The organism is Paratractidigestivibacter sp. (genome assembly GCF_052362415.1).
In the GTDB taxonomy this organism is placed as follows: Bacteria; Actinomycetota; Coriobacteriia; order Coriobacteriales; family Atopobiaceae; genus Paratractidigestivibacter.
Window position 1 is genome coordinate 15,932 of the sequence record NZ_DAWEMK010000006.1, and the last position, 26,557, is coordinate 42,488.

Genomic DNA, 26,557 nt, shown 5'->3' on the forward strand with positions numbered 1-26,557 from the left:
GAGGATCCCCAGGTGCTCGAGCAGGATCTTGAGGCCTATGAGGATGAGGACCACGCCGCCGACGATGCTCGCGGGCTTCTCGTAGCGCGAGCCGAAGAAGTTGCCCACAAAGACGCCGGCAATGGTGAAGCAGAAGGTCACGACGCCGATGATCAGGATGGACGGCACGATGTCGACCGCCAGCGCGGCGAACGAGATGCCCACGGCCAGCGCGTCGATGGACGTGGCGACGGCCAGGATGAAGAACTCGCCGAGGTCGATCTTGTCCGCCGGCTTGCCGTCGTCCTCGCCCTCCTCGTCGTGGAGCGCCTCCCAGAGCATCTTGCCTCCGATGACGGCAAGAAGCACGAACGCGATCCAGTGGTCGATCGGCGAGATGAGCCATAGGAACTGGCTGCCCAGCGCCCAGCCGATGAGCGGCATCAGCGCCTGGAACCCGCCGAAGAACAGCGCCAGCGCGAAGGCGACCTTCAGGTTTACCTTCTTCATGCCAAGGCCTTTGCAGATGGACACGGCGAACGCGTCCATCGACAGCCCGACCGCGATGAGCAGCAGCTCAACGATACCCATGAACCTCTCCGTTCAGTTACTGCTGCGCGCGGAGTCAAAAAAAGAGACCCCCGCACAGCACCCCATGATGCCGTACGTGAGTCTCGTTCATTAAGGCAAGCCAGGCTCCGGCCGTCCCGCGGCCATTCGCCAGTATGTTGACTTGCCGCACGCGGTCCCAGCCGCCTGCGACTACTCCCTCAAGTACTGAGGAAGAAGAATAACACAGGGCGGCGCCGCGGCGGGGCAGTGCCGGCGCGCCCTGTGTTTCGCTTGCAAAAACTGCGGGTTTTCGGCTTGCGCTTTAGCGTGCTAAAGCGGTATAGTCCTTCTCGTCACTTTAGCGTAGTAAAGCGCCTGCCACCCCTCGGCCCTCGAGCAGGCGCAAGGGAAGGGGATCCCCATGAAGCTCTCGATGAACCGCCGCGAGTTCCTCGCCGCCTTCGGCACCGTCGCCGCCTCCGCCGTCCTCGCCGGCTGCGGCGGGTCCAACGCCTCCGCCGGAGCCGCCGGCTCCGCCTCCAAGGACTCCGGCGCCGCCGACGACAAGTCTGCCACCGCGACCAAGAAGCTCATCGTCGGCTTTGACTCCGCCTACCCGCCCTACGGCTACGTCGGCGACGACGGTCAGTACACGGGCTTCGACCTCGAGCTCGCCCAGGAGACCGCGAAGCGCAACAGCTGGGACGTACAGCTCGAGCCCATCGACTGGGACGCCAAGGACACCCTCATGGACTCCGGCGCCATCAACTGCATCTGGAACGGCTTCACCGTCGAGGGCCGCGAGAACGACTACACATTCTCCGGCAACTACATGATCAACGCCCAGGTCATCGTGGTAAAGAAGGGCGCCGGCATCACCGACTTCGCCGGACTCGCGGGCAAGACCGTCATTACCCAGACCGACTCGGCAGCCTACGAGGTCCTTGCCGGCGACGACGCTGCCAAGGCCGACGTGGCCGCGACCTTCGCCTCGCTCGAGACCATCGGCGACTACAACACCGCCTTCATGCAGCTCGAGTCCGGCGCCGTCGACGCCGTGGCGTGCGACCTCTCCATCGCTGCCTATCAGCTCGCCGCCAAGCCCGACGCCTATCAGCAGCTCGACGAGAAGCTCTCCGAGGAGCACTATGCGGTCGGCTTCAAGAAGGGCGACGAGGCCACGGCCGACACCGTGACCGAGACCCTCAAGGCCATGGACAAGGACGGCTTCGTCAAGGACCTCTGCGAGAAGTACGCCGACCAGGGAATCTCCTACTCAAACTGGTGCCTGGCGTAGAATCTTTGACCGTTGACGCATCGGGCGCCGCCGCCTCGCGCAGGCGACGGTGCCCTTCGGATGTAGAAAGGGGAGCGCGTTGGACCTTCTGACTATGACGGGCATGCTGGGGCAGGGCTTCCTCGTGAGCCTGCAGATCTTCGCCTTCACGCTCGTTGGCTCGTTGCCGCTGGGCATGCTCGTGGCCTTCGCGCGCATGAGCAAGTTCAAGCCGCTCGCGCTTCTTGCCCGCGCGTACATCTCGATCATGCGCGGCACGCCGCTGATGCTGCAGATGTTCGCGATCTACTTCATGCCGTACTACGTGTTCGGCATCAGCCTGACCACGGACAGCAAGTGGTACGCGACGATCGTGGCGTTCATCATCAACTATGCCGCTTACTTCGCCGAGATCTACCGCTCCGGCATCCAGTCCATCCCGCGCGGCCAGTACGAGGCGGCCGAGGTCCTGGGCTACTCGGGCTCGCAGACCTTCATGCGCATCGTTCTTCCGCAGGTCGTCAAGCGGATCCTGCCCGCCGTGACGAATGAGGTCATCACGCTCGTCAAGGACACCTCGCTCGCGTTCTCCATCGGCGTCATCGAGATGTTCACCGTCGCCAAGCAGCTCGTGGCCTCTCAGGTCAGCATGGCGCCCTTCATCATCGCCGCGGCCTTCTACTGGGTCGCGAACTTCGTCATCGACATCGTCGCCGGCCGCGTCGAGCGCCGCCTGAACTACTACCACGACTAATGATGAAAAGGGACAGTCCCTTTTCGTCATTTTGAGGAGATCCTATGGCAGAGAACAAGAACGGCGCGCCGGTGGTCGCGGTCGACCACGCGCAAAAGAGCTTCGGCGACGTGCAGGTCCTGCGCGACATCTCGCTGACGGTCAACCCCGGCGAGGTCGTGGCCATCATCGGCCCGTCGGGCGGCGGCAAGTCCACGCTGCTGCGCTGCATGACGCTGCTCGAGCGGATGGACGCGGGCAATCTTAGCTACGGCGACCTGGCCATTTGCCGTGACGGCGTCTATGGCGATAAGCCCACGCTCGCCGAGGCGCGCTCACGCTTCGGCCTCGTGTTCCAGAACTACAACCTCTTCCCGCACTTCTCGGTGCTTAAAAACGTGATGGACGCGCCGATTTGCGTCCAGAAGCGCGACCGCACCGAGGTCGAGGAGCAGGCCCGCGCCCTCATCGCAAAGATGGGCCTCACCGGCAACGAGGACAAGGTCCCCTGCCAGCTCTCCGGCGGTCAGCAGCAGCGCGCGAGCATCGCCCGCGCCCTGTGCATGAACCCGCAGATCGTGTTCTTCGATGAGCCGACCTCCGCGCTCGACCCCGAGCTCACGGCCGAGGTGCTCAAGGTGATCAAGGGCCTTGCCGCCGAGGACATGACCATGGTCATCGTCACGCACGAGATGAGCTTCGCGCGCGAGGTCGCCGACCGCATCGTCTTTATGGACGGCGGCGTCATCGTCGAGCAGGGCCCGGCCCGCGAGCTCATCGATAACCCGCGCGAGGAGCGCACGCGCGCGTTCTTGGCCCAAAGGGGCGCGTAGGGGCGCGGCACTCGGCGCGCTACTCACGCCGCGACAGCTCCGAAAAACCCTTAGATCAAGCCGAAGTGCTCGAGCGCGGTCGCCACGCCGTCCTCGGCGGCGGTATCCGTCACGTAATCGGCGTGCTCCTTGACGTTGTCGTGCGCGTTGCCCATCACGACTGCGACGTCGGCCTCGTCGAGGATCGCGAGGTCGTTCTCGGAGTCGCCGAAGGCGTAGACGCGCGACGGCCGGAAGGGCAGCGCATCGATGAAGGCGCGGCCTCCGATACCCTTGCTCGTGCCGGGGATCGCCAGCTCGTGATACCCGCCGCCGACGTTCATGTAGTGGTAGCTCCCCATGAGGAACTCGCTTGACCGGCAGGCCGCGAGGCTCGTGTCGATGAAGTCGATCTTCCCGAAGTCCATGCGCCCGCCGGCGGCCTCGTACTGCTCGATGGTCTGGGCGCCGGGGATGGCGCGACGCAGGTCGGAGGCCTCGGCGTCGCCGTAGACGAGCGCGCAGCCGTAGGTCCCCTCGATGAGCGCCTCCATGCCGATGCGGTGCATCTCGGCGACGGTGCGCGCAAAGACATCGCGGTCGATGGTCCGGTCGTAGACGACTTTCTTGCCATAGACGACGTGCGTGCCGTCGAGGGTGACGGCGCCGGCGAATGGGCACGAGGCCATCAGGTTCGTGATGCCCAGGACGCTGCGCCCGGTGCAGACCGCGGCGACGTTGCCCGCGCCGACGAAGCGCCGGATGGCGTCGACGACCCGCGGGCGCGGAGCATCGGTCGGCCCTGTGACGGGGTCGCGGTACGTGAGCGTACCGTCGACGTCGAAGAACGCGACAACTGGGTTGGGCATGGGGTTCCTCCTGGGGTTTGCAGGGCGCGGGGTTTCTTGGCGGAGGCGGTCGGTGCGTGGCAGTGTTTGGGGCGCGGCAGCGCTTGGGGCGTGCCGACGCCCGCCGCCTTCGACGTTACAGACAGGCCGCGGCGATGCGGGTCTTGAGCTCGTCAATGCCCTGGCCGGTCTGGGCGCTGGTGATGATCATCTGGTCGCGCGGGACCTCGAGCTGGCGGGACAGCAGCGCTGCCTGCGAGTTCTGCTTGCCGCGGCCGAGCTTGTCGCCCTTGGTGAGGACGACGAGGTAGGGGAGGCCGGCGTCCTGGAGGAAGCCGATCATCTGCTGGTCGAGCTTCTGCGCCTCGTGACGGATGTCCACGAGCGAGAGCACGAGGTTGAAGCTGCGCTCAAGCTCGAAGTAGCCGCCGATGAGCTCGCTCCAGCGCTCCTTCTCGGCCTTGGAGACGCGTGCGAAGCCATAGCCGGGCAGGTCGACGAAGGTGATGCCGTCGACGTCAAAAAAGTTGACGTTGCAGGTTTTGCCCGGCGTGGACGAGACCTTGACGAGATTCTTGCGCCCAAAGAGCTTGTTGAGCAGGGACGACTTGCCCACGTTCGATCGGCCGGCCACGCTGACCTCGGGCTGGGTGGGCTCGGGAATCTTTGTGACGTCGCCGTAGGAAGCCACGAAGCGAGCGAGCTGGTAATTGATGGAGGCCATGGGGGTCCTTTCGCGCGGGTTCAACCTGCATATTCTACCAGCGGTTTCCGTGTGGCAAGAAGCCCGCCCCGCCCGAAGGCACGAATTCTAGACAAGCCCGGGGCGTGGCGGGTGCCGTGGCGGAAATCGCCGATATGGCACGCGAGATGGGGAGAGGCGCGGCCCGCGGCACAGGGGGCGGCGCTGCGCGTGGCGAGAATCGCCGCTGTGGCACGGCACGTGGCAAGAATCGCCGCCGTGGCAGGGAATCGCGTGCTACAGCGCCCTTCTTTGCAACAGGTTGTGCCACAGCGCCTCTTTTTGCAACGGGTTGTGCCACAACGGCATTTTTTCGCTACGGGCTGTGCCAAGGCGGGCCTTTTGCTGCGCGCGATATCGCGGCGCGCAGGCTCGAGGAGAAGCTCAGCCCCGTGCCCGGGGGAGCGCCCTCGCGCCGATCACGGCTTGCGCCGCCAAGGCGATCCCCGCCGCGAGCCACAGCGCGAGGTAGCCGCCCGCCCCGATGACGGAGCCGCCGATCACGCTGCCCACGCCGCCGCCGGCAAAGACGCCGAGACCTATGAGCCCGGTGCAAAGCCCCGCGCGGCCCGGGCCCACGTCCATGGAGAGCGCGACGAGCGTCGGCTGCACGAGGATGTAGCCGAGGCCGAGGCATGCCGCCGCGATGAGCGCCGGTGCCCAGGAGCCGGTGAGCGTCGAGGCAGCAAGAAGCGCGCACGCAGCGATGCCCGAGACCTCGCCGACGAGGATGACGCCGGCCTGCCCGCGCGCGGCGCCGATGCGGCCCGAGAGACTGCCGCCGGCAAGGCACGCGAGGCCGTAGAACATCATGAGCAGACCCGCTTGTGTGGACGCAAGGCCGCACTTTTCGGCGAGGAAGGTTCCCATGAAGCCATAGACGCCCAAGTAGATGATGCCGGTCGAGCACGCGATGAGAAACACGGCGCGCCCGGGGCCAAAGAACGTGCGCGTTGCTTGCACAAGGAACGCGGCGGGGCGGAACGGCTCGGCCTGCGCCGCTCCGCGCTTCTCTCCGACTCCGCGAAGGCGCATGACGCCTGCCCACGCGACCGCGCCGAGCACGCCGAAGCACACGAACGCCGCGCGCCATCCGACGAGGTCGCAGATGATGCCGCCGAGCCCCGCCGAGATCCCCTGTCCGGTGAAGGTGATGCCCATGAGCAGGCCGACCGCCCCTTGTCGGTCCTCAGTGCTCACCACGTCGCCCACCAGCGCTTGGCTCACGCTGATGATGCCCGCGGCGAAGCAGCCGGTGACGATGCGCGCGGCGATGAGGATCCCGAGCGTGGGCGCCGCCGCGCAGGCCGCGGTGCTCACGGCGAGCCCCGCGACGATGATGCGCAGGAGGCGGACGCGCCCCACGGCGTCGCCGATAGCGCCGCAGACGGGCTGGAGCAGACCGTACGGCGTGAGGTAGGCAGTGAGGATGATGGCCGCAGCGCTCGGCGCGACCGCGAGCGCTTGCGCGATGGCGGGCAGCGCCGGCGAGACGAACCAGTTGTCGGCAGCGGAGACGAGGCCGCAGAAGCCGAGGGTGACGACGATTCTCTTTTGCGCGGGGGTCATGGGCGTGTCTCCAATCAGCTGCAAACGCGGCGACGCGTGTCGCGAGACACGACCATACCACCATCGCCCCCGCTGCGTTTAGACTTGTGTGAACGAGCGCGATTGAGCGCGAACGAGCTGCAAAGAAGGGCGGTCACATGGGTGAAGAGCTGCTGCGCGAGTTCTGCGCGGAGAACGTCGAGCACGTCCCGGCGGCGATCACGGCCGGCGCAGGGCGCATCGAGCTGTGCGACAACCTGGCCGTCGGCGGGACGACGCCGTCGCACGGGGTGATCCGCGCGGCGGTCGGGATGTGCCGGCCGGCAGGCGTCGCGGTGATGTGCATGGTCCGGCCGCGCGGCGGCGACTTCGTGTACACCGAAGCCGAGGCGGGCATCATGGCCGATGACCTGCGGCACGCAGCTGAGCTGGGGGTGGACGGCGTCGTCTTCGGCTGCCTCCGCGACGGCGAGGTCGACCTGGGCCTCACCGAGCGGCTCGTGCGGCTCGCCAAGCAAGAAAGCCTCTCGGTCACGTTCCACATGGCCTTCGACGAGCTGCCGCCCGCCGCGCAGCCCGCGGCGCTTGACGCGCTGGCCGAGCTCGGCGTCGACCGGGTGCTTACGCACGGCGGCGCGGCCGGCACGCCGATGGCGGACAACACGGCGCGCCTGCGCGAGTTCGCTGATTACGCGGCCGGTCGCATAACGGTCCTGCCCGGAGGCGGCGTGACCTGGGAGAATGCCGCCGAGGTCGCGGGTGCCGTCGGCGTCTCCGAGGTCCACGGCACCCGCATCGTGCGGCTTACTACAGCCCCTTGAGCTGCTGCGGGAGAGTGCCTGCGAGCGGGGCGACGTAGCGGCGGAAATCGTCCGTCACGCCCATGCCGTCGGCGCAGATCCACTCGCGCGGGACGGGCTTGACCTTGTTCGCGACCTCGAGGACGTCGACGGTCCCGTACTCGGCGGCGTACGGCTCGTCGCCGGTGCGCGTGAGCGTGCACATGCGCACCGACTCGCCGGCCAGCGCTACGGAGACCCCGCGGCGGCCGAGCTCGAACGCCTCGTCCAGGTCGACCTCGCTCGCGCAGTGGGACGCGCAGCGCTGCAGCGTGGACAGCTCGACGGCGCGCGTCTTTACCCCGAGGCGCGCCTTGGCGACGCCGGCCAGGTAGCGGCTCGGGCCGGAGAGCTGCGCCAGGTGGCCGAACTCGTCGACGCCGGTGCCCGCGGCGACGGTCTTTTCGGCGATCAGGTGGCCGTCGGCCCCGCGGACGCCCTCGCTCATGGCGACGACCACGGTGTTCTGGTGCTCCAGCAACACCGAGATGCGCTCGATCAGCGCGTCCTCGTCGAGCGTGACCTCCGGCAGCAGCACGAGGTCGGGGCCGGCGAGGCATGCGGAGCCCGCGAGCCAGCCGGCGTCGCGGCCCATGATCTCGACGAAGGTCACGCTCTTGAGGTCGTAGACGTCGGCGTCGCGCGCGACCTCGGACACGGCGGTGGCCACGAAGCGGGCCGCGCTGCCGTAGCCGGGCGTGTGGTCGATGCCCACGAGGTCATCGTCGATGGTCTTCGGCACGCCGATAAAGCGGATGGGGGAGCCCATGCGCGCGCCCCACGCACCGAGCTTGGCGATGGTGTCCATCGAGTCGTTGCCGCCGATGTAGAGCATGGCGTCGAAGCCGTCGGCCTCGAGCTTCGCGAAGGCGTCGGCAAAGAAGCCCTCGGCCTCGGGAGCGTCGAGCGCGGGCAGCTTGAAGCGGCAGCTCCCGAGCCAGCTCGACGGGGTGCGGCGCAGCAGCGCGAGCGCGTCGTCGTCCGGCAGCGCCTCGCCGAGCGCGACCGTGCGGCCCGCGAGGTAGCCCTGGATGCCGTAGCGCATGCCGACGATCTCGGCGCCCGCCTCGCGCGCGCCCGCGACGACGCCGGCGAGGCTCGAGTTGATGGCGGCCGTGGGCCCGCCGGACTGTCCGACCAGGATGCGCTTCTTTGCGGGTGATGCTGCCATGGGGCTCCTCTCGCCGCCGGGTTCGTTTTCTATAGGATACCGCCGACCGGCCCCGACGGCGCCTTGCCGAGTCTGCCGTGGTCCCGCCCGGCGCCAGCAACGTTGGATGGCGCCTCGTCGAGACGAGCGCGGTCCTGCTCTTCGCCCGCCTCTTTATAAACAAAGTAACCGTGTTCGGTAATAAACTCATCGAATGAGGGTATTCATTTATGTGTATGTGTTGCCGTGGGGCCTATGTGCCCAGTCGGCGCACCCCTAACAACCAGCGAATGTGAGACGCCCCTGCAGCAGGGGGCGCCCGTCTCCCGCTCGCGCGTCGCACGAAACGAGGGACATGAAACACTGGAACACCCCTGTCTTGGAAGTCATCGAGAGCCTGGGCACGTCCGCCCGGGAGGGCCTGGCGCCGGATGAGGTCGCCCGCCGCCTGGCGAAGACCGGGCCCAACGCCTATCGGCAGGCGAAGGGCGAGAGTCTCGCATCCCAGGTCCTGCGCCAGTTCAAGGATGTATCGAACATCATCCTCCTCGTGGCGGCGGCGCTGTCCTTCGCGCTCGCCGCGCGCGAGGGCTCGGGATTCCTCGAGCCGCTGGTGATCGTGGCCATCATCGTGCTGAACATGGTGCTCGCTGTCACGCAGGAGCGCGGCGCCGAGCGCGCCCTCGAGGCACTCGCGGACCTCAACAGCCCCACGTGCCTGGTGCTGCGCGGCGGCTCCCGCATAGAGATCGACACGGCCGACGTCGTGCCGGGCGACGTCCTCGTCCTCAAGACGGGAGACCTCGTGGCGGCGGACGCCCGCCTCGTCGAGGCGACGGGACTCGCCGTGGACGAGTCCTCCCTTACCGGGGAGTCGGAGGCGGCGGAGAAGGACGCCTCGGCCTTGCCCGAGGAGGACGCCGCCATCGGCGACCGCTCGAACATGGTCTTCTCCGGCTGCCTGGTCACGGCCGGCAACGCGACGGCGGTGGTCACGGCCACGGGCATGGAGACCGAGATGGGGCGCATCGCGGGCTACCTCAACGAAACCCAGAGGATGCAGACGCCGCTCCAGCTGCGCCTCGTCCGCGTCGTGCGCGCCATCAGCGCCGTCGCACTGGCCGCCGCGGCGATCCTGCTCGCCACGGGCCTCCAACAGGGCGAGGAGTTCTGGGCGATGGTGCTCGCAGCAGTGAGCCTCGCCGTGGCCGCCGTGCCCGAGACGCTGCAGCTCATAGTCACGCTTTCGCTCACGCAGGGCGTCCACAACATGGTCGGTAAGCACGCGCTCATCCGCAAGCTGCCGGCGGTCGAGACCCTGGGCTCCGTGAGCGTTATCTGCTCGGACAAGACGGGCACCCTCACGCAGAACCGCATGAGCATCCGGCGCATGTGGGCGGCGGCACCCTACCTCCCCGTGAGCGTTCCCGTGGCGGTCGACGGCGCCGTGGAGGGCGTGGCCGAGCTCGACCTGCTGCACAAGCTGGCGCTGGCCAGCAACGCCGCCATCGAGCCCGATGGCGAGGGCGGCTCCCGCATCGTGGGCGACGCCACCGAGACCGCCATCGTGCGCCTGCTCACGGAAGGCGGGGAGACTCGGGAGCAGCTCCTCGCGGAGCGGCCCCGCGTGGGCGAGGTGCCGTTCTCCTCTGCCCGAAAGATGATGACGAGCGTCCATGAGCTCCCGCAGGGCGGCTACCTGGTGCTCACCAAGGGCGCCTTCGACCGCCTGCCGTTCGCGCCGGCCCCCGCCGAGGAGCTCGCGCGGCGCCAGGAGGCCCACGACAGCTTCGCCGCGGATGCCCTTCGCGTCATCGCGCTGGGGAGCCGCGTGGTGGAGGAGCTCCCCGCCAGCGGCGACCTCGAGGAGCTCGAGCGCGACCTTACGTTCGAGGGGATCGTGGGCATCATCGACCCGCCGCGCCCGGAGGCGCGCGACGCCATCGAGACCGCCCGCCGCGCGGGCATCCACACCGTCATGATCACGGGCGACCATGCCGCCACGGCCGCCGCCATCGCCCGGCAGATCGGCCTCATTGGCGAGAAGGGCTCCGTGGTAACGGGCAAGCAGCTCGCCGCAATGTCTGACGAGGAGCTCGTCGCCAACGTGCGCGCCTACTCCGTCTACGCGCGCGTCTCGCCCGAGGACAAGATCCGCATCGTGGAGGCCTGGCAGGAGCAGGGCGAGGTCGTGAGCATGACGGGCGACGGCGTGAACGACGCGCCGGCGCTCAAGGCGGCAGACGTGGGCGTTGCCATGGGCGCGGCCGGCACCGAGGTCGCCAAGGCCGCGGCGGACATGATCCTCACGGACGACAATTTCGCGACCATAGTGGACGCCGTGCGCGAGGGCAGGAACGTCTTCTCCAACATCAGGCGCACGGTTTACTTCTTGATCAGCTGCAACCTCTCCGAGATCGTGGTGATGCTGGGGGCGCAGCTCGCGGGCTGGGGCACGGCGCTCACGCCCGTCATGCTGCTCCTGATCAACGTCCTGGGCGACGGCATCCCCGGCCTGTGCCTTGCCAAGGACACCTCAGACGAGCGCATCATGCGCCGTAAGCCCATCGGCCGCACCGAGAGCTTCTTCTCGCAGCTGGTCGTCAGGGCGACCCTGCAGCAGACGGTGGCGTTCGCCGCGGTGGGGCTGCTGGCGTTCTGGCTGGGGTGCTTCGTTGAGATCCCTGGCGCCGTGGCCGCGGGGCTCGGCGTGGGCCAGACCATGTGCTTCTTTGTGGTGGCGCTCTCGAGCGTGCTGCACGTCTTTACCGTGCGTAGTCGTGGCTCGGTGTTTACCCGCGCAGTGAGCGATAACATGCCGCTGGTCTGGAGCGCCGTCGCCATGGCCGCGGTCTTCTCGCTGCTCGTGCTGGCCGAGCCCGTGGGGCGCGTCTTCGGCATGGTGGGCCTGGGCTGGGAGCGCTGGGCGCTCTCGGTGGCGCTCGCCGTGGTGCCCACGCTGGTCGCCGAGGTCTTCAAGCTCTGGGAGAACCGGCACGAGACGTGGCTCTACCGCAGCCGGCTGGTGCGCCACCAGTCCATGGGCGAGGAGTAGGGCGGAGGCAGGCCGGAAAGAAGGGCTGCGGCAAGCCGCAAAGCAAAGTGGCGACGGGCTTCAAGGCGAGGCGAGGTCCGCGAAGCAAGACGGCGATCGGCTGCAGAGAAGGGCGGCCCGGGGGTCTCCAACCCTCGGGCCGCCTTCGCGCTGTATGCAGCGTACCTTTCCGATGCCGCGCGCGGGGCCGGTCCGCGTCCTTCTTGCCTACGCGATGTTGTAGAAGGCTGCCTTCTGGAGGTACGCGGCGGAGTCGCCCAACGCGTCCTCGATGCGCAGGAGCTGGTTGTACTTGGCCACGCGGTCGGTGCGGGCGGGCGCGCCCGTCTTGATCTGGCCGGCGTTCACGGCGACGGCGAGGTCGGCGATGGTGGTGTCCTCGGTCTCGCCGGAGCGGTGCGAGACCACGGCGGCGTAGCCCGCGCGCTTAGCCATCTCGATGGCGTCGAGGGTCTCGGTCAGGGTGCCGATCTGGTTGACCTTGATGAGGATGGCGTTCGCGGCGCCGAGCTCGATGCCCTTGGCGAGGCGCGACGTGTTGGTGACGAAGAGGTCGTCGCCGACGAGCTGGACCTTCCCGCCGATGCGCTCGGTGAGCTTCTGCCAGCCGTCCCAGTCCTCCTCGGCCAGGCCATCCTCGATGGAGATGATCGGGTAGCGAGAAACCAGGTCCTCCCAATAGTCGACCATTTGGTCGGAGGTGAGGGTGCGCCCCTCGCCCTTGAGCTCATAGAGGCCGGTTTCGCGGTTGTAGCACTCGGAGGTCGCGGGGTCCATGGCGAACATGAAGTCGACGCCGGGCGTAAAGCCGGCCGCGCGGACGGCCTCCATCAGGTAGACGAAGGGCTCGTCGTTGGTCTTGAGGTCCGGCGCGAAGCCGCCCTCGTCGCCCACGCCGGTCGAGAGGCCCGCGGCCTTGAGGGTGCCCTTGAGCGTGTGGTAGACCTGCGTGCACCAGCGAAGGGCGGTCTTGAAGTCGGGCGCGCCGACGGGCATGATCATGAACTCCTGGAAGTCCACGTTGTTGTCCGCGTGGACGCCGCCGTTCAAGATGTTCATCATCGGGACGGGCAGCGTGTGCGCGTTCGGGCCGCCGAGGTAGGCGTAGAGCGGCAGGCCGGCGGAGTCCGCGGCGGCGCGGGCGATGGCGAGCGAGCAGCCGAGGATGGCGTTCGCGCCGAAGTTACCCTTGTTGGGCGTGCCGTCGGCGTCGATCATGGCCTGGTCGCAGGCGCGCTGGTCGGTCGCGTCCATGCCGATGAGCAGGCGGGCGAGCTCGTTGTTCACGTGGCCGACGGCCTTCTGGACGCCCTTGCCCAGGTAGCGTTCCGCGTCGCCGTCGCGCAGCTCGACGGCCTCGAACTCGCCGGTCGACGCGCCGGACGGGACGATCGCGCGACCGAAGGAGCCGTCCTCGAGCGCGACCTCGACCTCGACGGTGGGATTGCCGCGGGAGTCCAGGACCTCGCGACCGTAAACCTCAATGATGCGTGCCATGGTGGGCCACCTTTCTGACGTGACTAGTTAGCCTTATCTAACTTACCGAGAGAAGTATACCTAATCTAACTCTTGCGTAAACAACCATCGGGGATTCCACCACAAGCCATTCACCTAGGGTGTACCCGTACAGAGGAGGGCGCGCCGCCGCGGCGACGAAAAAAGCGGGCCCGTTCCTGGGCCCGCAGATGAATCACGGTGTCGATGTGCTTGGGCGCCTATGCGCTATGCCATGTCCTCCAGGCGGCCATGGCGCTCGTAGCGCGTGGTGCGCGCGATGCGGTTGTGCTCGTCCACAAAGACGACGCGCGGCTGGAAGCCGTCCGCCTCCGACTCGTCCATCTGGCAGTAGCACATGATGATGACCTTATCGCCAACGGTGACGAGGTGCGCCGCGGCCCCGTTGAGGCAGATCATACCGCTGCCGCGCTCGCCGGCGATGACGTAGGTCTCGAGCCGGGAGCCGGAGTCGACATCGGCGACCTGGACCTTCTCGTACTCGCGGATGCCCGCGGCGTCCATGAGGTCCTCGTCGATGGTGATGGAGCCCACGTAGTCCACCTCCGCCTGCACGACGGTCGCGCGGTGGATCTTGCCCTTGAGCATGTTCAGAATCATATGTCGAGAAGCCCCTCTTTTTCGGCCCTGAGCTGCGGCCCGGCCGAGCCGCACGCCAATATACGGTACATCACCTGGGCCCGTGCGCCGTTTACGCGCGCATATCTCCAAAAAGTCAGCTCAGCTGCGAAGCCCGATTGCAAAGCGCCGCAGCGTACTCTTTCTCGCGGGAGAGAAGTCTTCTCTCCCGAAGAGCAGCCTTCTCTTCTCGGTTTCTCGTTGAGAGAAGACTTCTCTAAAGAAGGGCAGCCTTCTCTTCTTCGCGAGAGAGAAAGCTGCCCGTTCGCTCGGAGGCGAAGGCTGGGGGCTCACCAAGGGTGTCCCTAGAAGCTGCCTGCAATGACTGTCACCCAGTGTTGGTGGGGGGTTACAGGGAGCAGAAGAGCTCGTGGATGCGGGTGTCGTCGTCGAGCTCCGGATGGAAAGCGAACGCGAGCTGCGCGCCCTGGCGCGCGGCGACGATTCGCCCGTCCACCTCCGCGAGCGCGTGCGCCCGCGGGCCGACCTCGACGATGCGCGGCGCGCGGATGAAGGTCATCGGGACCTCGCCCGCCCCCTCGAGCCCCGCGACGGCGCGGAAGCTCCCGAGCTGCCGCCCGTAGGCGTTGCGCTCCACCTCCACGTCCATCGTGGCGAGCCTCGGGGTGCCCTTGTCGTCGTGCGCGGCGAGCCGCTCTGCCAAGAGGATCAGCCCGGCGCAGGTCGCGAGCACCGGCATGCCCTCCTCGATGCGGCGGCGCAGCGGCCCGAGCATCCCGAGCTCGGCGAGCAGCTTGCCCTGCGTGGTCGACTCGCCACCGGGCAGCACGAGCCGGTCGAAGGGCCGCTCCAGGTCGGAAGCCTGGCGGAGCTCGATGCACTTGTGCCCGAGGCGGGCGAGCATCTGCTCATGCTCGATGAAGGCGCCTTGGACGGCCAGGACCGCTATCGTGCCCGGCATCAGCGGCCCCTCTCCTCCATGATGATGCTGATCTCGTCGGCGTTGATGCCCACCATGGCCTCGCCGAGGTTCTCGGAGAGCTTGGCGATGAGCTCGGCGTCCTCGAAGTTCGCGACCGCCTTGACGATGGCCGCCGCGCGGCGCGCGGGATCGCCCGACTTGAAGATGCCCGACCCGACAAAGACGCCCTCGGCGCCGAGCTGCATCATGAGCGCGGCGTCCGCCGGGGTCGCCACGCCGCCGGCGGCGAAGTTCACGACCGGCAGCTTGCCCGCGGCGTGCACCTCGCGCACGAGCTCGACGGGCACGGCGAGCTGCTTGGCCGCTTCGAAGAGTTCGTCGTCGCGCAGGGCCACAACGTCGCGGATCTGCTTCTGGATCTTGCGCATGTGGCGCACGGCCTGCACGACGTCGCCCGTGCCGGGCTCTCCCTTGGTGCGGATCATCGTGGCGCCCTCGGCGATGCGGCGCAGGGCTTCGCCCAGGTCGCGCGCGCCGCAGACGAACGGCACGTCGAAGGCGGTCTTGTCGATGTGATACGTGTCGTCGGCAGGGGTGAGGACCTCGGACTCGTCGATGTAGTCGATCTGGATGGCCTGCAGGATCTGCGCCTCGACGATGTGGCCGATGCGGCACTTGGCCATGACGGGGATGCTCACGGCCTCCTGGATACCGCGGATCATCGCCGGGTCGCTCATGCGGCTGACTCCGCCGGCGGCGCGGATGTCGGCGGGGATGCGCTCGAGCGCCATGACTGCGCAAGCGCCCGCCTCCTCGGCGATGCGCGCCTGCTCGGGGGTGGTGACGTCCATGATGACGCCGCCCTTGAGCATCTGTGCGAGCTGGCGGTTGAGGGTCGCGCGGTCCTGCTTGGTCTGTGCCATGTGTCCTCCAAAGTCGGCTGTTCGTTTGTGTGGGTCATAGGCTAGGCGCGCGCTGGCCTTGGCAAAATACTCAGATAAGAAGAAAATCAAAGGGCCAGAATAAGGCCAGTTCTCACAGACAGGTAAGGCCAGATGCTCGACTACAATCTCCGGCAACGTGGCGAGAAGCCTCTCTACGAATACCTCTACCAGCGGATTCGCGACGATATCGTCGACGGCGCCATCGGCGCGGACGAGCACCTGCCGAGCAAGCGCTCCCTGGCGGAGCACCTCGGCGTGAGCGTCATCACGGTCGAGAACGCGTATGCCCAGCTCGTCGCCGAGGGCTACGTGTACGCGCGGCCGCGCCGGGGGTTCTACGCGAGCGCGTTGCCCGACGCGGCGGAGCGGGCGGCGGGCTTCGTGGGTATCGGCGGGGACCGCGACGTGGAGGACGCGCCGGGCGTGGCCGGCGTGCCCGGCGCCGTGGAAGTTGCGGACGCGGCGCGTGGTTCGCTGCGGCCCGCGCCGCTCACGGGTACCGCCCTCGACGCCGCGCGGCTCTGGCAGCGGGCGCTGCGCGCGACCCTCGCCTCTGAGGACGAGCGCGAGGCGTTCTCGCCGGCGCCGGCGCAGGGAACGGAGCGCCTGCGCCGCGCCATCGCCTCCCATCTGCGCGGCATCCGCGGGATCGAGGTCGACCCGGCGCGGATCGTCGTCGGCGCGGGCGCGCAGCTGCTCGACCTCATGCTCGTGCAGCTCCTCGACGCGGACAAGACCTATGCCGTCGAGGACCCCGGCTACCTGCGGCTCACGCGGATCTACCAGGCGAGCGGCTGCCGCGTGCGCCACGTCCCCATCGACTCGGAGGGGCCGGTGCTCTCCGAGCTCGCGTCCAGACAGGTTGACGTGCTGCACCTCATGCCCTCGCACCAGTTCCCTACGGGGCGCGTGACGAGCATCGCGCGGCGCTATGGGCTTCTGGCCTGGGCGGCCGACGCTCCCGGGCGCTACCTGATCGAGGACGACTACGACTGCGAGTTCCGGCTGGCGGGCAAGCCGATCCCGCCGCTCGCCGCCATCGACGCGAGCGGCCGCGTGATCTACACGAACACGTTCTCGAAGAGCCTCTCGTCGGCGCTGCGCCTGGCGTACATGGTCCTGCCGGTCGAGCTCATGGAGAAGTACAACCGTGAGCTGGGGTTTTATTCGAGCACGGTGAGCTCGGTCGACCAAGTGGCGCTGGCGCGCCTGCTCGAGAGCGGGGAGTACGAGCGGCACGTGATGCGCGTCCGCAAACGGGCGCGCACGGCGCGCGACGCGCTCCGCGAGCGGCTGGATGAGCTCGACCTAGGGGGAGAGCTCGTCATGGAGGAAGCCGACGCGGGCCTGCACTGCGTGCTCGCAGTCGCGTCGCCGCAGGGAGAGGATGAGCTCGCAGCGCGTTTGCGGACGGCCGGCGTGCCCGCCGTTCCCGTGTCCAGCTTCGCCTGGTGTGCCGAGCACGCCACGGCTCCCGACGGCCTGCGGCGCCTCGTCGTCTCGTACGAGGGCCTGGTGCTCTGAGCTGCGGGCTTCTTGTCGTGTGTTCGCCCGCCGAGAAGCCCAGCGGAAAACCCGCCGTTGCGAATAGCCTTGGGATTACGATGCGCTTGCCCAAGGTTATAGGATAACCTTGGAAATCCATCTCCGATATCCAAGGTTATACGATAGCCTTGGATAAACGAGCTCGATCCACAAGGTTAGGAGAGCCATGGGGAAGTTCGTGCGCGGGCACTGGGACTCGGAGAGCTGGTACGGCGCCAGCGGAGAATATCGCGCGTATATTCCGGATAGGCTTGCGGGCTGCCCCATCGCGCTCGATTCGGACGTCGCCGCCGAGGTCTCTGAGGCCACTGCGAGGATGGCCGAGCTCGATCTCCGCGCCGCGACGCTGACCGATACGGAGCCCCTGGCCCGTCTGCTCATGCGCTCCGAGGCCATGGGCTCATCGAAGATCGAGGGTGTGATTGCGCCCGCAAAGAAGATCCTCGAGGTCGAGGCTTTGGAGGAGCTCGGAGTCTCCCATAGGGTCGACTCCTCCGAAGCCGCCGTTCTGGCGAACATAACCGCTATGCGTTCGAGCATCGAGCGGATCGGCAAGGGCGACCGAATTTCTCTCGATCTGCTCCGGGAGATCAACAAAGACCTGCTCAAGGGTGGTCCGTTGGAAAAAGCTGGCGGCGTCGTGCGGACGATACAGAACTGGGTCGGCGGCAACGACTACTCCCCGGTGGGGGCGGCCTACGTCCCCGCCCCTCCCTCAGAGGTGGAGCCGCTGCTCGAGGACCTCGTCGCGTTCTGTAACGACGCACAGCTGCCCGCGGTCGCGAAAGCGGCGATAGCCCACGCGCAGTTCGAATCGATCCACCCGTTCGCGAACGGCAACGGGCGGACGGGCCGTGCCCTCGTGCAGATGATCTTCCGGAACGCCGGTGCGGCGACCCGGACGGTGCCGCCCGTGTCGCTCGCGCTCGCGACCGATAAACCTGCCTACATCGCCGTTCTTTCCGAATTCCGGTCTGATGACGATGCGAAGGTGGCCGAGGCGACCCAACGGCTCGTCTCTTTCTTCGCTCGTAAGGTCATCGCATCCTGCGGTATGGCAGAGACGTTCGAGCAAAGAATCGCCGTTGTTCAGGAGGGTTGGCGCCAGAAGGTGCGACCGCGTGCGAACTCGGCTGCCGACCGCCTCCTTCGGGTACTTCCCGGCAACCCGGTGGTGAGCATCGCCTCGGCCGCCAGGCTCACGGGCAGGAGCCTCGAGGCGGCGAGGCTCGCGATCGCGTCGCTGGTGGAAGCCGGTGTCCTGAGCCAGAACGCGAGGAATCGCAAGAGCAACCTCTATACCGCAGACGATGTTCTCAACGAGTTCTGCGCGCTTGAGCGCGCGCCGGGAACGCCCGGCGGCGACACCTCTGTCGCGAAGCCCGTGCGTGCGGCGCCTCAGCGGTCCTGGTAGTCCGGATAGAAAAAGCGGGGAGAAGGGCTCGGCCCTTCTCCCCGCGCATCGTCATTTGCTGCGGGCGGCGATGTCCCTGAGCTGGTCGGTCAAGAGCTCGTAGACGTCCCGGTCGCGGTCTTCGAGGCAGGCGAGGTGAGCGTCGATGGTGGCCTCGTCGCCGCGGGCGGCGGGCCCTGTGAGGGAAGCCGCGACGCCGTCCGCGGCGATGTGTTCGGCGTTGCCCAAAAAGAGCGCCGCGAGCGCTGCCTCGGCGTCCTCATGGGAAAGCCCGCAGCGCGCGAGCTCGCCGGAGGCCATGTCGTAGAGTCCGACGACCAGGTTCGACGCCATGACGGCGGAGGCGTGGTAGCGGGTCTTCGCGTCGGCGTCGATGCGCGCCACGTGGTTGCCCAGGCTACCGAGAAGCCCCTCGAGAACCTCGACCGCGGCATCGTCCCCCTCAAGGGTGAACCAGGCTCGGCTGAGCTCCTGCCAGCAATCGAACCTGCTGCTCACGGCGTAGAGCGGGTGGCACGACGCCACGACGGCCCCTGCATCGCGGCACGCGGCGAGCGCGGTGGACGGCGTTGCGCCGGAGCAGTGGGCGACGACCTTGCCGCGCAGGTCCGCGCCGCAAGCGGCGAGCTGCGCGGCCACGTTCGCGATTGCCCCGTCCGGAGTGGTAATAAATACCAGGTCAGCGGCTTGCGCGACCTCTGCGACAGTGTCGAACGCGACTCCTCCCGCAAACGCCGTGGCCTCCGCCGAGGACGCTTCCGAGCGGGAAAAGAAGCCGGCAAGGCTCGCCGACCCGTCTTCGCGCAGGTAACGCGCGAGCGAGCAGCCAACCTTGCCGGCCCCGATGAACGCTATGCGAATCGGCGCGCCCAAGCTACTTCGAGCAGCCGCAGTGGCCGCAGCAGGGCTTCTCGCCGGCGGTCTTGGGGTCAAAGATGAAGTTGTCGATCAGGCGGGTCTTGCCGATGTAGACGGCCATGGCGCAGAGCACCGGGACGTCCTCGATCTTCTCGATCTGCACGATGTTCTCGAAGTCGACCATCTTGACGTAGTCGATCTTTGCGAGCGGCTCGGCCTCAATGATCTTCTTCATGGCGTCGAGCACGGTCTTGGCGTTGCGCTCGCCGTCCTCGACCATCTTCTGGCCGGCGAACACGGCGCGGGACAGGCACAGCGCGGCGGTGCGCTCCTCGGCCGAGAGGTAGGTGTTGCGCGAGCTCTTTGCCAGGCCGTCCTCCTCGCGGACGATGGGGCAGCCGACGATCTGGATGCCGAAGTTGAGGTCGCGGACCATGCGGCGGATGACGGCGAGCTGCTGGGCGTCCTTCTGGCCGAAGTAGGCGCGGTCGGGCGTCACGATGTTGAAGAGCTTGGAGACGACGGTGCAGACGCCGCGGAAGTGGATCGGGCGCGTGAGGCCGCAGAGCTCATGGGTGAGCTCGTCCATGTTCACGTAGGTGCAGGCGTTGGGCGCGTACATCTCGGACGGCTCGGGGTGGAAGACCAGCGCGGCGCCGGCCTCCTCGCACAGCTTGCAGTCGCGGTCGAAGTCGCGCGGGTAGCTCTCGAGGTCCTCGGTGGGCCCGAACTGCGTGGGGTTGACGAAGTCGGAGACGACGACGCGGTCGTTCTCGGCGGCGGCGCGCACGATCAGGCTCTTGTGGCCCTCGTGCAGAAATCCCATGGTGGGGACGAGGCCGACGGTCAGGCCCTCGCGCTTCCAGGCGCGGACCTGCTCGCGGACCTCGGCGACGGTGGTTGCGGTCTTCATGGTGTTCTCCTTAGACGAAAAACGGTACTGGGGGTGCGAATAAGGGCGCCTGCCCCGGCTCATGCGCTCGGTGGCAGGAGCTTCTTGCTATTCCTGACTCTTCACGGCGTCGATGACCTCGGGATCGAGGTTCTTGTAGCTCTCGGCGGCGGAGGGGAAGTCGCCCGACTGGACGGCGGAGTCGTAGGCGTGGAAGGCGTCGACGATGGCGTCGCCGATCTGCGCGAACTGGCGGACCATCTTGGGCTTGAAGCCGCCCGGCGTCATCTGGAGCATGTCCTGGACCACGAGGACCTGGCCGTCGCAGCCGTTGCCGGCACCGATGCCGATGGTGAACGCGCTGGTCAGGCGCTCGGTGATGAGGGCGGCGAGGTTCGCGGGCACGCACTCGAGCACGATGGCGAAGGCGCCGGCCTCCTCGAGCGCGAGCGCGTCGTCGAGGAGCTGCTCGGCGGCTTCGACGCCCTTGCCCTGGACCTTGAAGCCGCCGAAGGCGTTCACGGACTGCGGCGTGAGGCCGAGGTGGCCGACGACGGGGATGCCCGCGGCGACCATGGCGCGGACCTGCTCGACGCAGCGCGCGCCGCCCTCGAGCTTGACGGCCTGGCAGCCGCCCTCCTTCATCAGGCGCACGGCGTTCGCGACGGCGGTCGGGACGTCGGTCTGGTAGGAGCCGAAGGGCATGTCGCCCACGACGAAGGTGTTGTCGCACGCGCGGGTCACGCAGGCGGTGTGGTGGACCATGTCGTCCATGGTCACGGGCAGCGTCGAGTCGTAGCCCATCATGGTCATGCCCAGCGAGTCGCCGACGAGGATCATGTCGATCCCGGCCTGTTCGGTGAGCGCTGCCATCGTGTAGTCGTAGCTGGTCACCATCGTGACCTTGCCGCCTTCGTCGACCTTCTTCTTTAAGGTGATGACGGTGTTCTTTGCCATCGTTGCCTCGTCCTTCCAAGAGACGTGTAAAGACACCCGCTCGGCCGCAGGGCCAAACGGGCGTCGTTTATCTTTGAGCCTAGTGTAACGCGCGCATGGGCGCCGGGACAGTCCCTTTGTCCGCGCGCGGCCTGTTCGCTGTAGTTCTTTGGTTGTTGCGCAACTGTCCTGCTTCGCTACTTCGCGGCCGCCTCGGCGTCGAGCGTGTCGCGGATGGCGAGGATGAACTCGCGCGTGCCGAGCGTGGTGGGGTCGGGCAGCGTGGTGATGCGCGCGAGGTCGCCCGTCATCTTGCCGGCCTCGATGGTGTGGATCGTGGCGGCCTCGAGGCGGTTCGCGAAGTCCACGAGCTCGGGCGTTCCGTCGAGCTCGCCGCGCTTGCGCAGGGCTCCCGTCCAGGCGAAGATCGTGGCCACGGAGTTGGTGGAGGTGGGCTCGCCCTTGAGGTGCTTGTAGTAGTGGCGCTGCACGGTGCCGTGGGCGGCCTCGTACTCGTAGTAGCCGTGGGGGCTCACGAGGACGGAGGTCATCATGGCCAGGCTGCCGAAGGCGGACGAGAGCATGTCGCTCATGACGTCGCCGTCGTAGTTCTTGCAGGCCCAGATGAAGCCGCCCTCGGCCTTCATGATGCGCGCCACGGCGTCGTCGATGAGGGTGTAGAAGTACTCGATGCCGAGCTCCTCGAACTTCTGCTTGTACTCGGCCTCGTAGAGGTCGGCGAACACATCCTTGAAGCGGTGGTCGTACTTCTTCGAGATGGTGTCCTTGGTCGCGAACCACAGGTCCTGCTTGGTCGAGATCGCGTACTCGAAGCAGCTGCGCGCGAAGCTCTCGATGGAGTCGTCGAGGTTGTGCATGCCCTGGACCACGCCCGCGCCGGTGAAGTCGTGGACGAGCTCGCGGGCCTCGGTGCCGTCGGCGGCGGTGTAGACGAGCTCGACCTTGCCGGGGCCGGGGATGCGCATCTCGGCGTTCTTGTAGACGTCGCCGTAGGCGTGGCGGGCGATGGTGATGGGCTTTTTCCAGCAGCGGACGACGGGCTCGATGCCCTTGACCACGATGGGGGCGCGGAAGACCGTGCCGTCGAGCATGGCGCGGATGGTGCCGTTGGGGCTCTTCCACATCTGCTTGAGGTGGTACTCCTCGACGCGCTGGGCGTTGGGGGTGATGGTCGCGCACTTGACCGCGACGCCCAGGCGCTTGGTGGCCTCGGCGGAGTCGACGGTGACCTGGTCGTCGGTCTTGTCGCGGTACTCGAGGCCGAGGTCGTAGTACTCGGTCTTGAGGTCGACGTAGGGGCAGATGAGCTCGTCTTTGATGATCTGCCAGATGATGCGGGTCATCTCGTCGCCGTCCATCTCGACGAGCGGGGTCTTCATCGCGATCTTGGTCATGTGCGCCTCCGGGTGGGTAACAGAGCACGGAATTGAGGCGACTTTAGCATGGCGCTGCGCGCCCGCCGCGGTCGCGCGGCGGCTTGAGACACGGTTGTCACAGTCGGGGGACGGTCGCCTGGGCGCGTAACCGCGCCGTTGGCCGAATCGGTTATGCTCCTAAAAACACAACGCCTAACAACGAGTTAGGCTTTTTGACAACTAGTTTGCGCATCTGAGGGGATGCACGAGTAAAGGAGAGGCTCATGGCAGAGAACGAGAGCGTAGAAGAGTACGACTACCACCCGATGTGGGAGGGCCTGGGCATGGACGTGCCCGCTCACGACGGCCTGCTCGGCGCCGTGGGACAGATGTACGGCAGCATGTTCCTCACGCAGAAGAACCGCCCGGCGAGCACGAGCTATCTGGACTTCGTCGCCTCGAACATCCACTCGGGCCGCATCAAGGAGATGCTCGACAAGAAGGCGTCGGGCGAGGCGAAGAAGATCATCGGCTCCTTCTGCCTGTACGTCCCCGAGGAGATCGTGACCGCGGCGGGCGGCATTCCCGTGGGCCTGTGCGCCGGCGCCGACTGGGCGACCGATAAGGTCGAGGACCACCTGCCGCGCAACACCTGCCCGCTCATCAAGGGCTTCACCGGCTTCAAGCTCGGGCGCGTCTGCCCTTACATCGAGGCTTCCGACCTCGTCGTGGGCGAGAATACCTGCGACGGAAAAAAGAAGGGCTATGAGTTCTTCGCCACGCAGAAGCCCATGTACATCGTCGACATCCCCAACGTGCACGATGAGCGCACGCTCGAGGACTGGAAGGGCGAGGTCAAAAAGCTTGCGCGCCGCCTCGAGGAGGAGTGCGGGACGACCATCACGGCGGAGTCCCTGTGCGACGCCATCAAGCTCGCCAACGACAAGCGCCGCGCGCTCCAGCGCCTCGCCGCCACCCGCGCCGCCGACTCCGTCCCTATCAGCGGCCTCGACAGCCTCCTGACCATCCAAGCCGCCTTCATGGATGACTCCGCCCGCCTGACCGGCGCCATCAACGCCATGGCCGATGAGTGCGAGCGCCGCAACGCCGAGGGTGCCGAGGGCGCCGCGCCCAAGGGGGCAAAGCGCATCCTCTACACCGGGACGCCGATGGCGGTTCCCAACTGGAAGCTCTTCAACATCATCGAGAAAGCCGGCGGCGTGGTCGTGGGCGAGGAGGCCTGCACGGGCTCGCGCTACTACAAGGACCTCGTCGACGAGTCAGGCACCACGGTCGATCAGATGCTCGACGCCATCGCGGAGCGCTACTTCAAAATCAGCTGCGCGGTCTTCACCCCCAACGACCAGCGCATGGCCGACATCGTCCAGATGGCGCGCGACCTGCACGCCGATGGTATCGTCGACTGCTCGCTGCAGTTCTGCACCCTCTACGAGATGGAGGCGTTCAACGTCGAGAAGGCCGCCGAGGAGGCGGGCATCCCCTTCATGCACATCACGACCGACTACACCTCCGAGGACGCCGGCCAGCTCACGACCCGCATCGAGGCGTTCCTCGAGACCATCTAGCAAAGTCCGGAGCCAGGGAGGAACCGCGATGGGGGACCACATGTACCAGGAGCAGCCGCTGCCGCGCACGTTCGAGGAGTTCAACGAGCAGCGTCGCGCGAGCTTTATCCGCGTCAAGGACTACAAACAGGCGGGCAACCGTCTCGTAGGCTATCTTTGCAGCTACACACCGCTCGAGATCATCGATGCGGCGGGGGCCTCGAGCGTCGCCCTCTGCGGCACCTCGGATGAGGTCATCCCGGAGGCCGAGAAGGTGCTGCCTGCCAATCTCTGCCCGCTCATCAAGTCAACGTATGGCTTCGCCTACTCGCAGAAGTGCCCGTTCACCTACTTCTCGGACCTGATCATCGGCGAGACCACCTGCGACGGAAAAAAGAAGATGTTCGAGCTGCTCGGTGAGCTCAAGCCCGTGCACGTGCTGCACCTTCCCCAGAGCCGCGAGCGCGCCTATGAGCGCGCCGGTTGGCGCGAGGAGTGCCGCCTGCTCAAGGAGCGCCTCGAGGAAAACTCTACGGAGTCACGATCACCGACGACGACCTCCGCGCCGCCGCCCGTCGCCGCAACCGCCTGCGCGCCGCTCAGATTTCCATGTTCGAGCTCCAAGCTGCCGAGCCTCCCGTGATGGGCGGCGTTGAGCTCATGAGCACGATGTTCGCGGGAACGTTCAACTTCGACGTCGATGACTTCACGTCCAAGGTCGAGGGCACGGTGGCCGCGCGCCGCGCCGCCTACGACGCGGGCGAGCGCCCCATCCCGGCGAGCGCCAAGCGCATCCTCATCACGGGCTGTCCCGTCGGCGGCGTCATCAACAAGATCGGTCGCACAATCGAGCGCAACGGCGGCGTGGTCGTGTGCATGGACGACTGCTCGGGCGAGCGCACCGCGCGCATGATGGTCGATGCCGAGGCGGACGACATCCTCGGCGCCATCGCCGACCGCTACCTCGACATCAACTGCTCCGTGATGACCCCCAATGACACGCGCATGGACAACACCCTCGCGATGTGCGAGAAATACCATGTCGATGGCGTCATCGAGAGCGTGCTCACGGCCTGCCACACCTTCAACGTCGAGAGCGCGCGCATGCAGGCCGCCGTCGAGGGCGCCGGTATCCCTTACATGAAGATCGAGACGGACTACTCCGCCGGCGACCAGGGACAGATCGATACGCGCATCGCGGCCTTCATCGAGACGCTTTAATTCGCTCGATCGGCTTTAGTCGTTTTGAGCGTGCGCGGGCCAAGCGGATGGGAGCGTGCTTTGCTTGGTATAGGAATCGACATAGGGTCTACCGCGACGAAGGTCGTGGCGCTCGACGAGGGCGGCGAGCTTCTTTCGAGCGAGGTCATGCCCACGGGCTACTCGAGCGTCGACGCGGCGGAGCGGGCGCGCGAGGCGCTTCTCGCGCACGGGTTCGATGTTGCCGCGGAAGATGCGCGGGTCGTCGCGACGGGGTACGGCCGCGTTGCGGTGCCCTTCGCCGATAAGGTCGTGACCGAGATTACCTGCCACGGGGTCGGCGCGGTGCGCCTTTTTGGGCCCGATGGGACCGTCATCGACGTCGGCGGGCAGGACACCAAAGTCATCCAGCTGCGCGCGGGCCGCGTGGCGAAGTTCGCCATGAACGACAAATGCGCCGCCGGCACGGGGCGGTTCCTCGAGGTTATGGCGGACCGGCTCGGCGTGAGCCAGCGCGAGCTCGCGGACCTCGCGCGCACGGGCGACGACGTGAAGATCTCGAGCATGTGCACGGTGTTCGCCGAGTCTGAGGTCATCAGCCTCGTGGGCGCCGGCAAGCCGCGCGAGGACATCGCCCACGGCATCATCGAGTCCGTGGTCTCGCGCGTGGCCGCGCTTGCGGGGCAGGGGAGCGCGCCCTACTTCCTCACGGGCGGCCTGTGCGAGAACGATTACGTTGTCGAGCGCCTAGGGACGCTCCTCGGCTCACCCGTGGCGACCTGCCCCGAGGCGCGCTTCGCCGGCGCGCTCGGGGCTGCCGAGCGCGCTCTTTCGCTGAAATAGGCTTGCTCGGGGCGTCTATCGGAGCCAGGCTGGCTGATCGGCGCTGATCGCGCGGGCGCAGATGCGGGCATCGGAGAGGCCGACGGGCCCGTGACCGAGCGCGTAGGCGCCGCTGCCCTTAGGGACGAGCACGTAGACGGCATCGTTCACGGCATCGTAGGCCTGTGTGGCTGCGCGGGGGTCGCGCACGACACGCGCGGCCGTGCGGCGGAGCGACGGGTCGTCGGTGGCCAGGAGCTCCTGGGCGATCTGGTCCGTCGCCGGCATCTGCGGCCACGTCGCCGGCCGAGCCTGCGCGTTCACCGAGAAGCAGGTGAGCTCCCAGAGGATGTCCCCGTCGTGCGGCTCGAGGACGGCTGCGATGGGCTCGCCGTCGGCCGTGAGCAGGCCCGTGTCGAAGGCGGCCGACGAGCCGTCGTCGGTCATGGCGACGA

25 protein-coding genes are annotated in these 26,557 nt (G+C 67.3%); 11 read left to right on the top strand and 14 right to left on the bottom strand.

Annotated features, from left to right (window positions below; translation table 11 throughout):
• Positions 1-570, bottom strand: a 570-nt coding sequence (locus tag ACT84W_RS01385) for a manganese efflux pump MntP (RefSeq protein WP_444327954.1), incomplete at its 3' end; no start/stop codon positions are given.
• Positions 571-952: 382 nt separating this feature from the next.
• On the opposite strand from ACT84W_RS01385, the gene ACT84W_RS01390 reads away from it, so the two are divergent.
• The 3 genes from ACT84W_RS01390 (at position 953) to ACT84W_RS01400 (ending at position 3,373) form a co-directional block, all read left to right on the top strand.
• A complete protein-coding gene (locus ACT84W_RS01390) occupies positions 953-1,828 on the top strand; it encodes a transporter substrate-binding domain-containing protein (protein ID WP_444327955.1) in 876 nt (291 codons plus the stop codon).
• Positions 1,829-1,907: 79 nt separating this feature from the next.
• Positions 1,908-2,561, top strand: a complete 654-nt coding sequence (locus tag ACT84W_RS01395) for an amino acid ABC transporter permease (RefSeq protein ID WP_417575723.1) — start codon at positions 1,908-1,910, stop codon at positions 2,559-2,561.
• A 44-nt stretch (positions 2,562-2,605) separates the two neighbouring features.
• Positions 2,606-3,373 carry an amino acid ABC transporter ATP-binding protein gene (locus tag ACT84W_RS01400; RefSeq protein WP_444327956.1) on the top strand — a complete coding sequence of 256 codons (768 nt, stop codon included), beginning with the start codon at positions 2,606-2,608 and terminating at the stop codon, positions 3,371-3,373.
• A 50-nt stretch (positions 3,374-3,423) separates the two neighbouring features.
• Here ACT84W_RS01400 and ACT84W_RS01405 read toward each other — a convergent pair whose 3' ends face one another.
• The 3 genes from ACT84W_RS01405 to ACT84W_RS01415 form a co-directional block, all read right to left on the bottom strand.
• Positions 3,424-4,221, bottom strand: coding sequence for an HAD-IIB family hydrolase (locus ACT84W_RS01405; protein ID WP_444327957.1), 798 nt, complete (start codon positions 4,219-4,221; stop codon positions 3,424-3,426).
• A 115-nt stretch (positions 4,222-4,336) separates the two neighbouring features.
• Positions 4,337-4,924 carry a ribosome biogenesis GTP-binding protein YihA/YsxC gene (gene yihA / locus ACT84W_RS01410; RefSeq protein ID WP_432290147.1) on the bottom strand — a complete coding sequence of 196 codons (588 nt, stop codon included), beginning with the start codon at positions 4,922-4,924 and terminating at the stop codon, positions 4,337-4,339.
• Between the two features lie 402 nt (positions 4,925-5,326).
• The gene (locus ACT84W_RS01415) at positions 5,327-6,511 is read right to left on the bottom strand and encodes an MFS transporter (RefSeq protein ID WP_444327958.1); all 1,185 of its coding nucleotides are present in this window, start codon (positions 6,509-6,511) and stop codon (positions 5,327-5,329) included.
• A gap of 137 nt (positions 6,512-6,648) precedes the next feature.
• Between ACT84W_RS01415 and ACT84W_RS01420 the strand changes: the two genes are divergently transcribed.
• A complete protein-coding gene (locus ACT84W_RS01420) occupies positions 6,649-7,311 on the top strand; it encodes a copper homeostasis protein CutC (protein WP_432290149.1) in 663 nt (220 codons plus the stop codon).
• On the opposite strand, the gene ACT84W_RS01425 is transcribed toward ACT84W_RS01420, so the two are convergent.
• Positions 7,298-8,500 carry a diphosphate--fructose-6-phosphate 1-phosphotransferase gene (locus ACT84W_RS01425; RefSeq protein WP_432290150.1) on the bottom strand — a complete coding sequence of 401 codons (1,203 nt, stop codon included), beginning with the start codon at positions 8,498-8,500 and terminating at the stop codon, positions 7,298-7,300. The genes ACT84W_RS01420 and ACT84W_RS01425 overlap by 14 nt on opposite strands.
• Positions 8,501-8,834: 334 nt before the next feature.
• On the opposite strand from ACT84W_RS01425, the gene ACT84W_RS01430 reads away from it, so the two are divergent.
• The gene (locus ACT84W_RS01430; RefSeq protein WP_444327959.1) at positions 8,835-11,534 is read left to right on the top strand and encodes a cation-translocating P-type ATPase; all 2,700 of its coding nucleotides are present in this window, start codon (positions 8,835-8,837) and stop codon (positions 11,532-11,534) included.
• Between the two features lie 207 nt (positions 11,535-11,741).
• On the opposite strand, the gene eno is transcribed toward ACT84W_RS01430, so the two are convergent.
• From eno to pdxS, 4 genes are all read right to left on the bottom strand, one after another.
• Complete coding sequence (eno, locus tag ACT84W_RS01435; RefSeq protein ID WP_417575715.1) at positions 11,742-13,031, bottom strand: phosphopyruvate hydratase; 1,290 nt, start codon at positions 13,029-13,031, stop codon at positions 11,742-11,744.
• A 225-nt stretch (positions 13,032-13,256) separates the two neighbouring features.
• Complete coding sequence (panD, locus tag ACT84W_RS01440) at positions 13,257-13,649, bottom strand: aspartate 1-decarboxylase (RefSeq protein WP_417575714.1); 393 nt, start codon at positions 13,647-13,649, stop codon at positions 13,257-13,259.
• Between the two features lie 367 nt (positions 13,650-14,016).
• Positions 14,017-14,589, bottom strand: a complete 573-nt coding sequence (pdxT, locus tag ACT84W_RS01445) for a pyridoxal 5'-phosphate synthase glutaminase subunit PdxT (protein ID WP_444327960.1) — start codon at positions 14,587-14,589, stop codon at positions 14,017-14,019.
• Positions 14,589-15,473, bottom strand: coding sequence for a pyridoxal 5'-phosphate synthase lyase subunit PdxS (gene pdxS, locus ACT84W_RS01450; RefSeq protein ID WP_417575712.1), 885 nt, complete (start codon positions 15,471-15,473; stop codon positions 14,589-14,591). Before pdxS ends, pdxT begins: the two co-directional genes overlap by 1 nt.
• Before the next feature lie 132 nt (positions 15,474-15,605).
• Between pdxS and pdxR the strand changes: the two genes are divergently transcribed.
• Together pdxR and ACT84W_RS01460 are read left to right on the top strand one after the other, a co-directional pair.
• On the top strand, positions 15,606-17,018 hold the full coding sequence (gene pdxR / locus ACT84W_RS01455) for a MocR-like pyridoxine biosynthesis transcription factor PdxR (protein ID WP_432290153.1): 1,413 nt from the start codon (positions 15,606-15,608) through the stop codon (positions 17,016-17,018).
• A 187-nt stretch (positions 17,019-17,205) separates the two neighbouring features.
• Positions 17,206-18,453: a Fic family protein gene (locus ACT84W_RS01460; protein WP_432290154.1), complete on the top strand. Its 1,248-nt coding sequence runs from the start codon at positions 17,206-17,208 to the stop codon at positions 18,451-18,453.
• Between the two features lie 51 nt (positions 18,454-18,504).
• Here ACT84W_RS01460 and ACT84W_RS01465 read toward each other — a convergent pair whose 3' ends face one another.
• The 4 genes from ACT84W_RS01465 to ACT84W_RS01480 all read right to left on the bottom strand — a co-directional run bounded on the left by ACT84W_RS01465 (position 18,505) and on the right by ACT84W_RS01480 (position 22,554).
• Positions 18,505-19,326, bottom strand: a complete 822-nt coding sequence (locus ACT84W_RS01465) for a Rossmann-like and DUF2520 domain-containing protein (RefSeq protein WP_444327961.1) — start codon at positions 19,324-19,326, stop codon at positions 18,505-18,507.
• Position 19,327: 1 nt separating this feature from the next.
• Entirely contained in the window at positions 19,328-20,224 is an 897-nt protein-coding gene (gene panC, locus ACT84W_RS01470) for a pantoate--beta-alanine ligase (protein WP_417575709.1), read from the bottom strand.
• Positions 20,225-20,311: 87 nt separating this feature from the next.
• Positions 20,312-21,160 (bottom strand): 3-methyl-2-oxobutanoate hydroxymethyltransferase, encoded by an 849-nt coding sequence (gene panB, locus ACT84W_RS01475; protein ID WP_417575708.1) that lies wholly within the window; start codon positions 21,158-21,160, stop codon positions 20,312-20,314.
• A 176-nt stretch (positions 21,161-21,336) separates the two neighbouring features.
• Positions 21,337-22,554 carry an NADP-dependent isocitrate dehydrogenase gene (locus ACT84W_RS01480; protein WP_417575707.1) on the bottom strand — a complete coding sequence of 406 codons (1,218 nt, stop codon included), beginning with the start codon at positions 22,552-22,554 and terminating at the stop codon, positions 21,337-21,339.
• Positions 22,555-22,799: 245 nt separating this feature from the next.
• Here ACT84W_RS01480 and ACT84W_RS01485 point away from each other — a divergent pair, with 245 nt between their 5' ends.
• From ACT84W_RS01485 to ACT84W_RS01500, 4 genes are read left to right on the top strand one after another with little or no spacing between them, the layout of a single operon-like run.
• The gene (locus ACT84W_RS01485) at positions 22,800-24,101 is read left to right on the top strand and encodes a double-cubane-cluster-containing anaerobic reductase (RefSeq protein WP_444327962.1); all 1,302 of its coding nucleotides are present in this window, start codon (positions 22,800-22,802) and stop codon (positions 24,099-24,101) included.
• 28 nt (positions 24,102-24,129) lie between these two features.
• Complete coding sequence (locus ACT84W_RS01490) at positions 24,130-24,723, top strand: 2-hydroxyacyl-CoA dehydratase (RefSeq protein ID WP_444327963.1); 594 nt, start codon at positions 24,130-24,132, stop codon at positions 24,721-24,723.
• Complete coding sequence (locus ACT84W_RS01495) at positions 24,624-25,301, top strand: 2-hydroxyacyl-CoA dehydratase (protein ID WP_444327967.1); 678 nt, start codon at positions 24,624-24,626, stop codon at positions 25,299-25,301. The genes ACT84W_RS01490 and ACT84W_RS01495 overlap by 100 nt, the downstream gene beginning before the upstream one ends.
• Before the next feature lie 60 nt (positions 25,302-25,361).
• Entirely contained in the window at positions 25,362-26,123 is a 762-nt protein-coding gene (locus ACT84W_RS01500; RefSeq protein WP_444327964.1) for an acyl-CoA dehydratase activase, read from the top strand.
• A gap of 15 nt (positions 26,124-26,138) precedes the next feature.
• Here ACT84W_RS01500 and ACT84W_RS01505 read toward each other — a convergent pair.
• The coding region (locus tag ACT84W_RS01505) for a hypothetical protein (RefSeq protein WP_444327965.1) at positions 26,139-26,557 on the bottom strand (419 nt) is incomplete at its 5' end.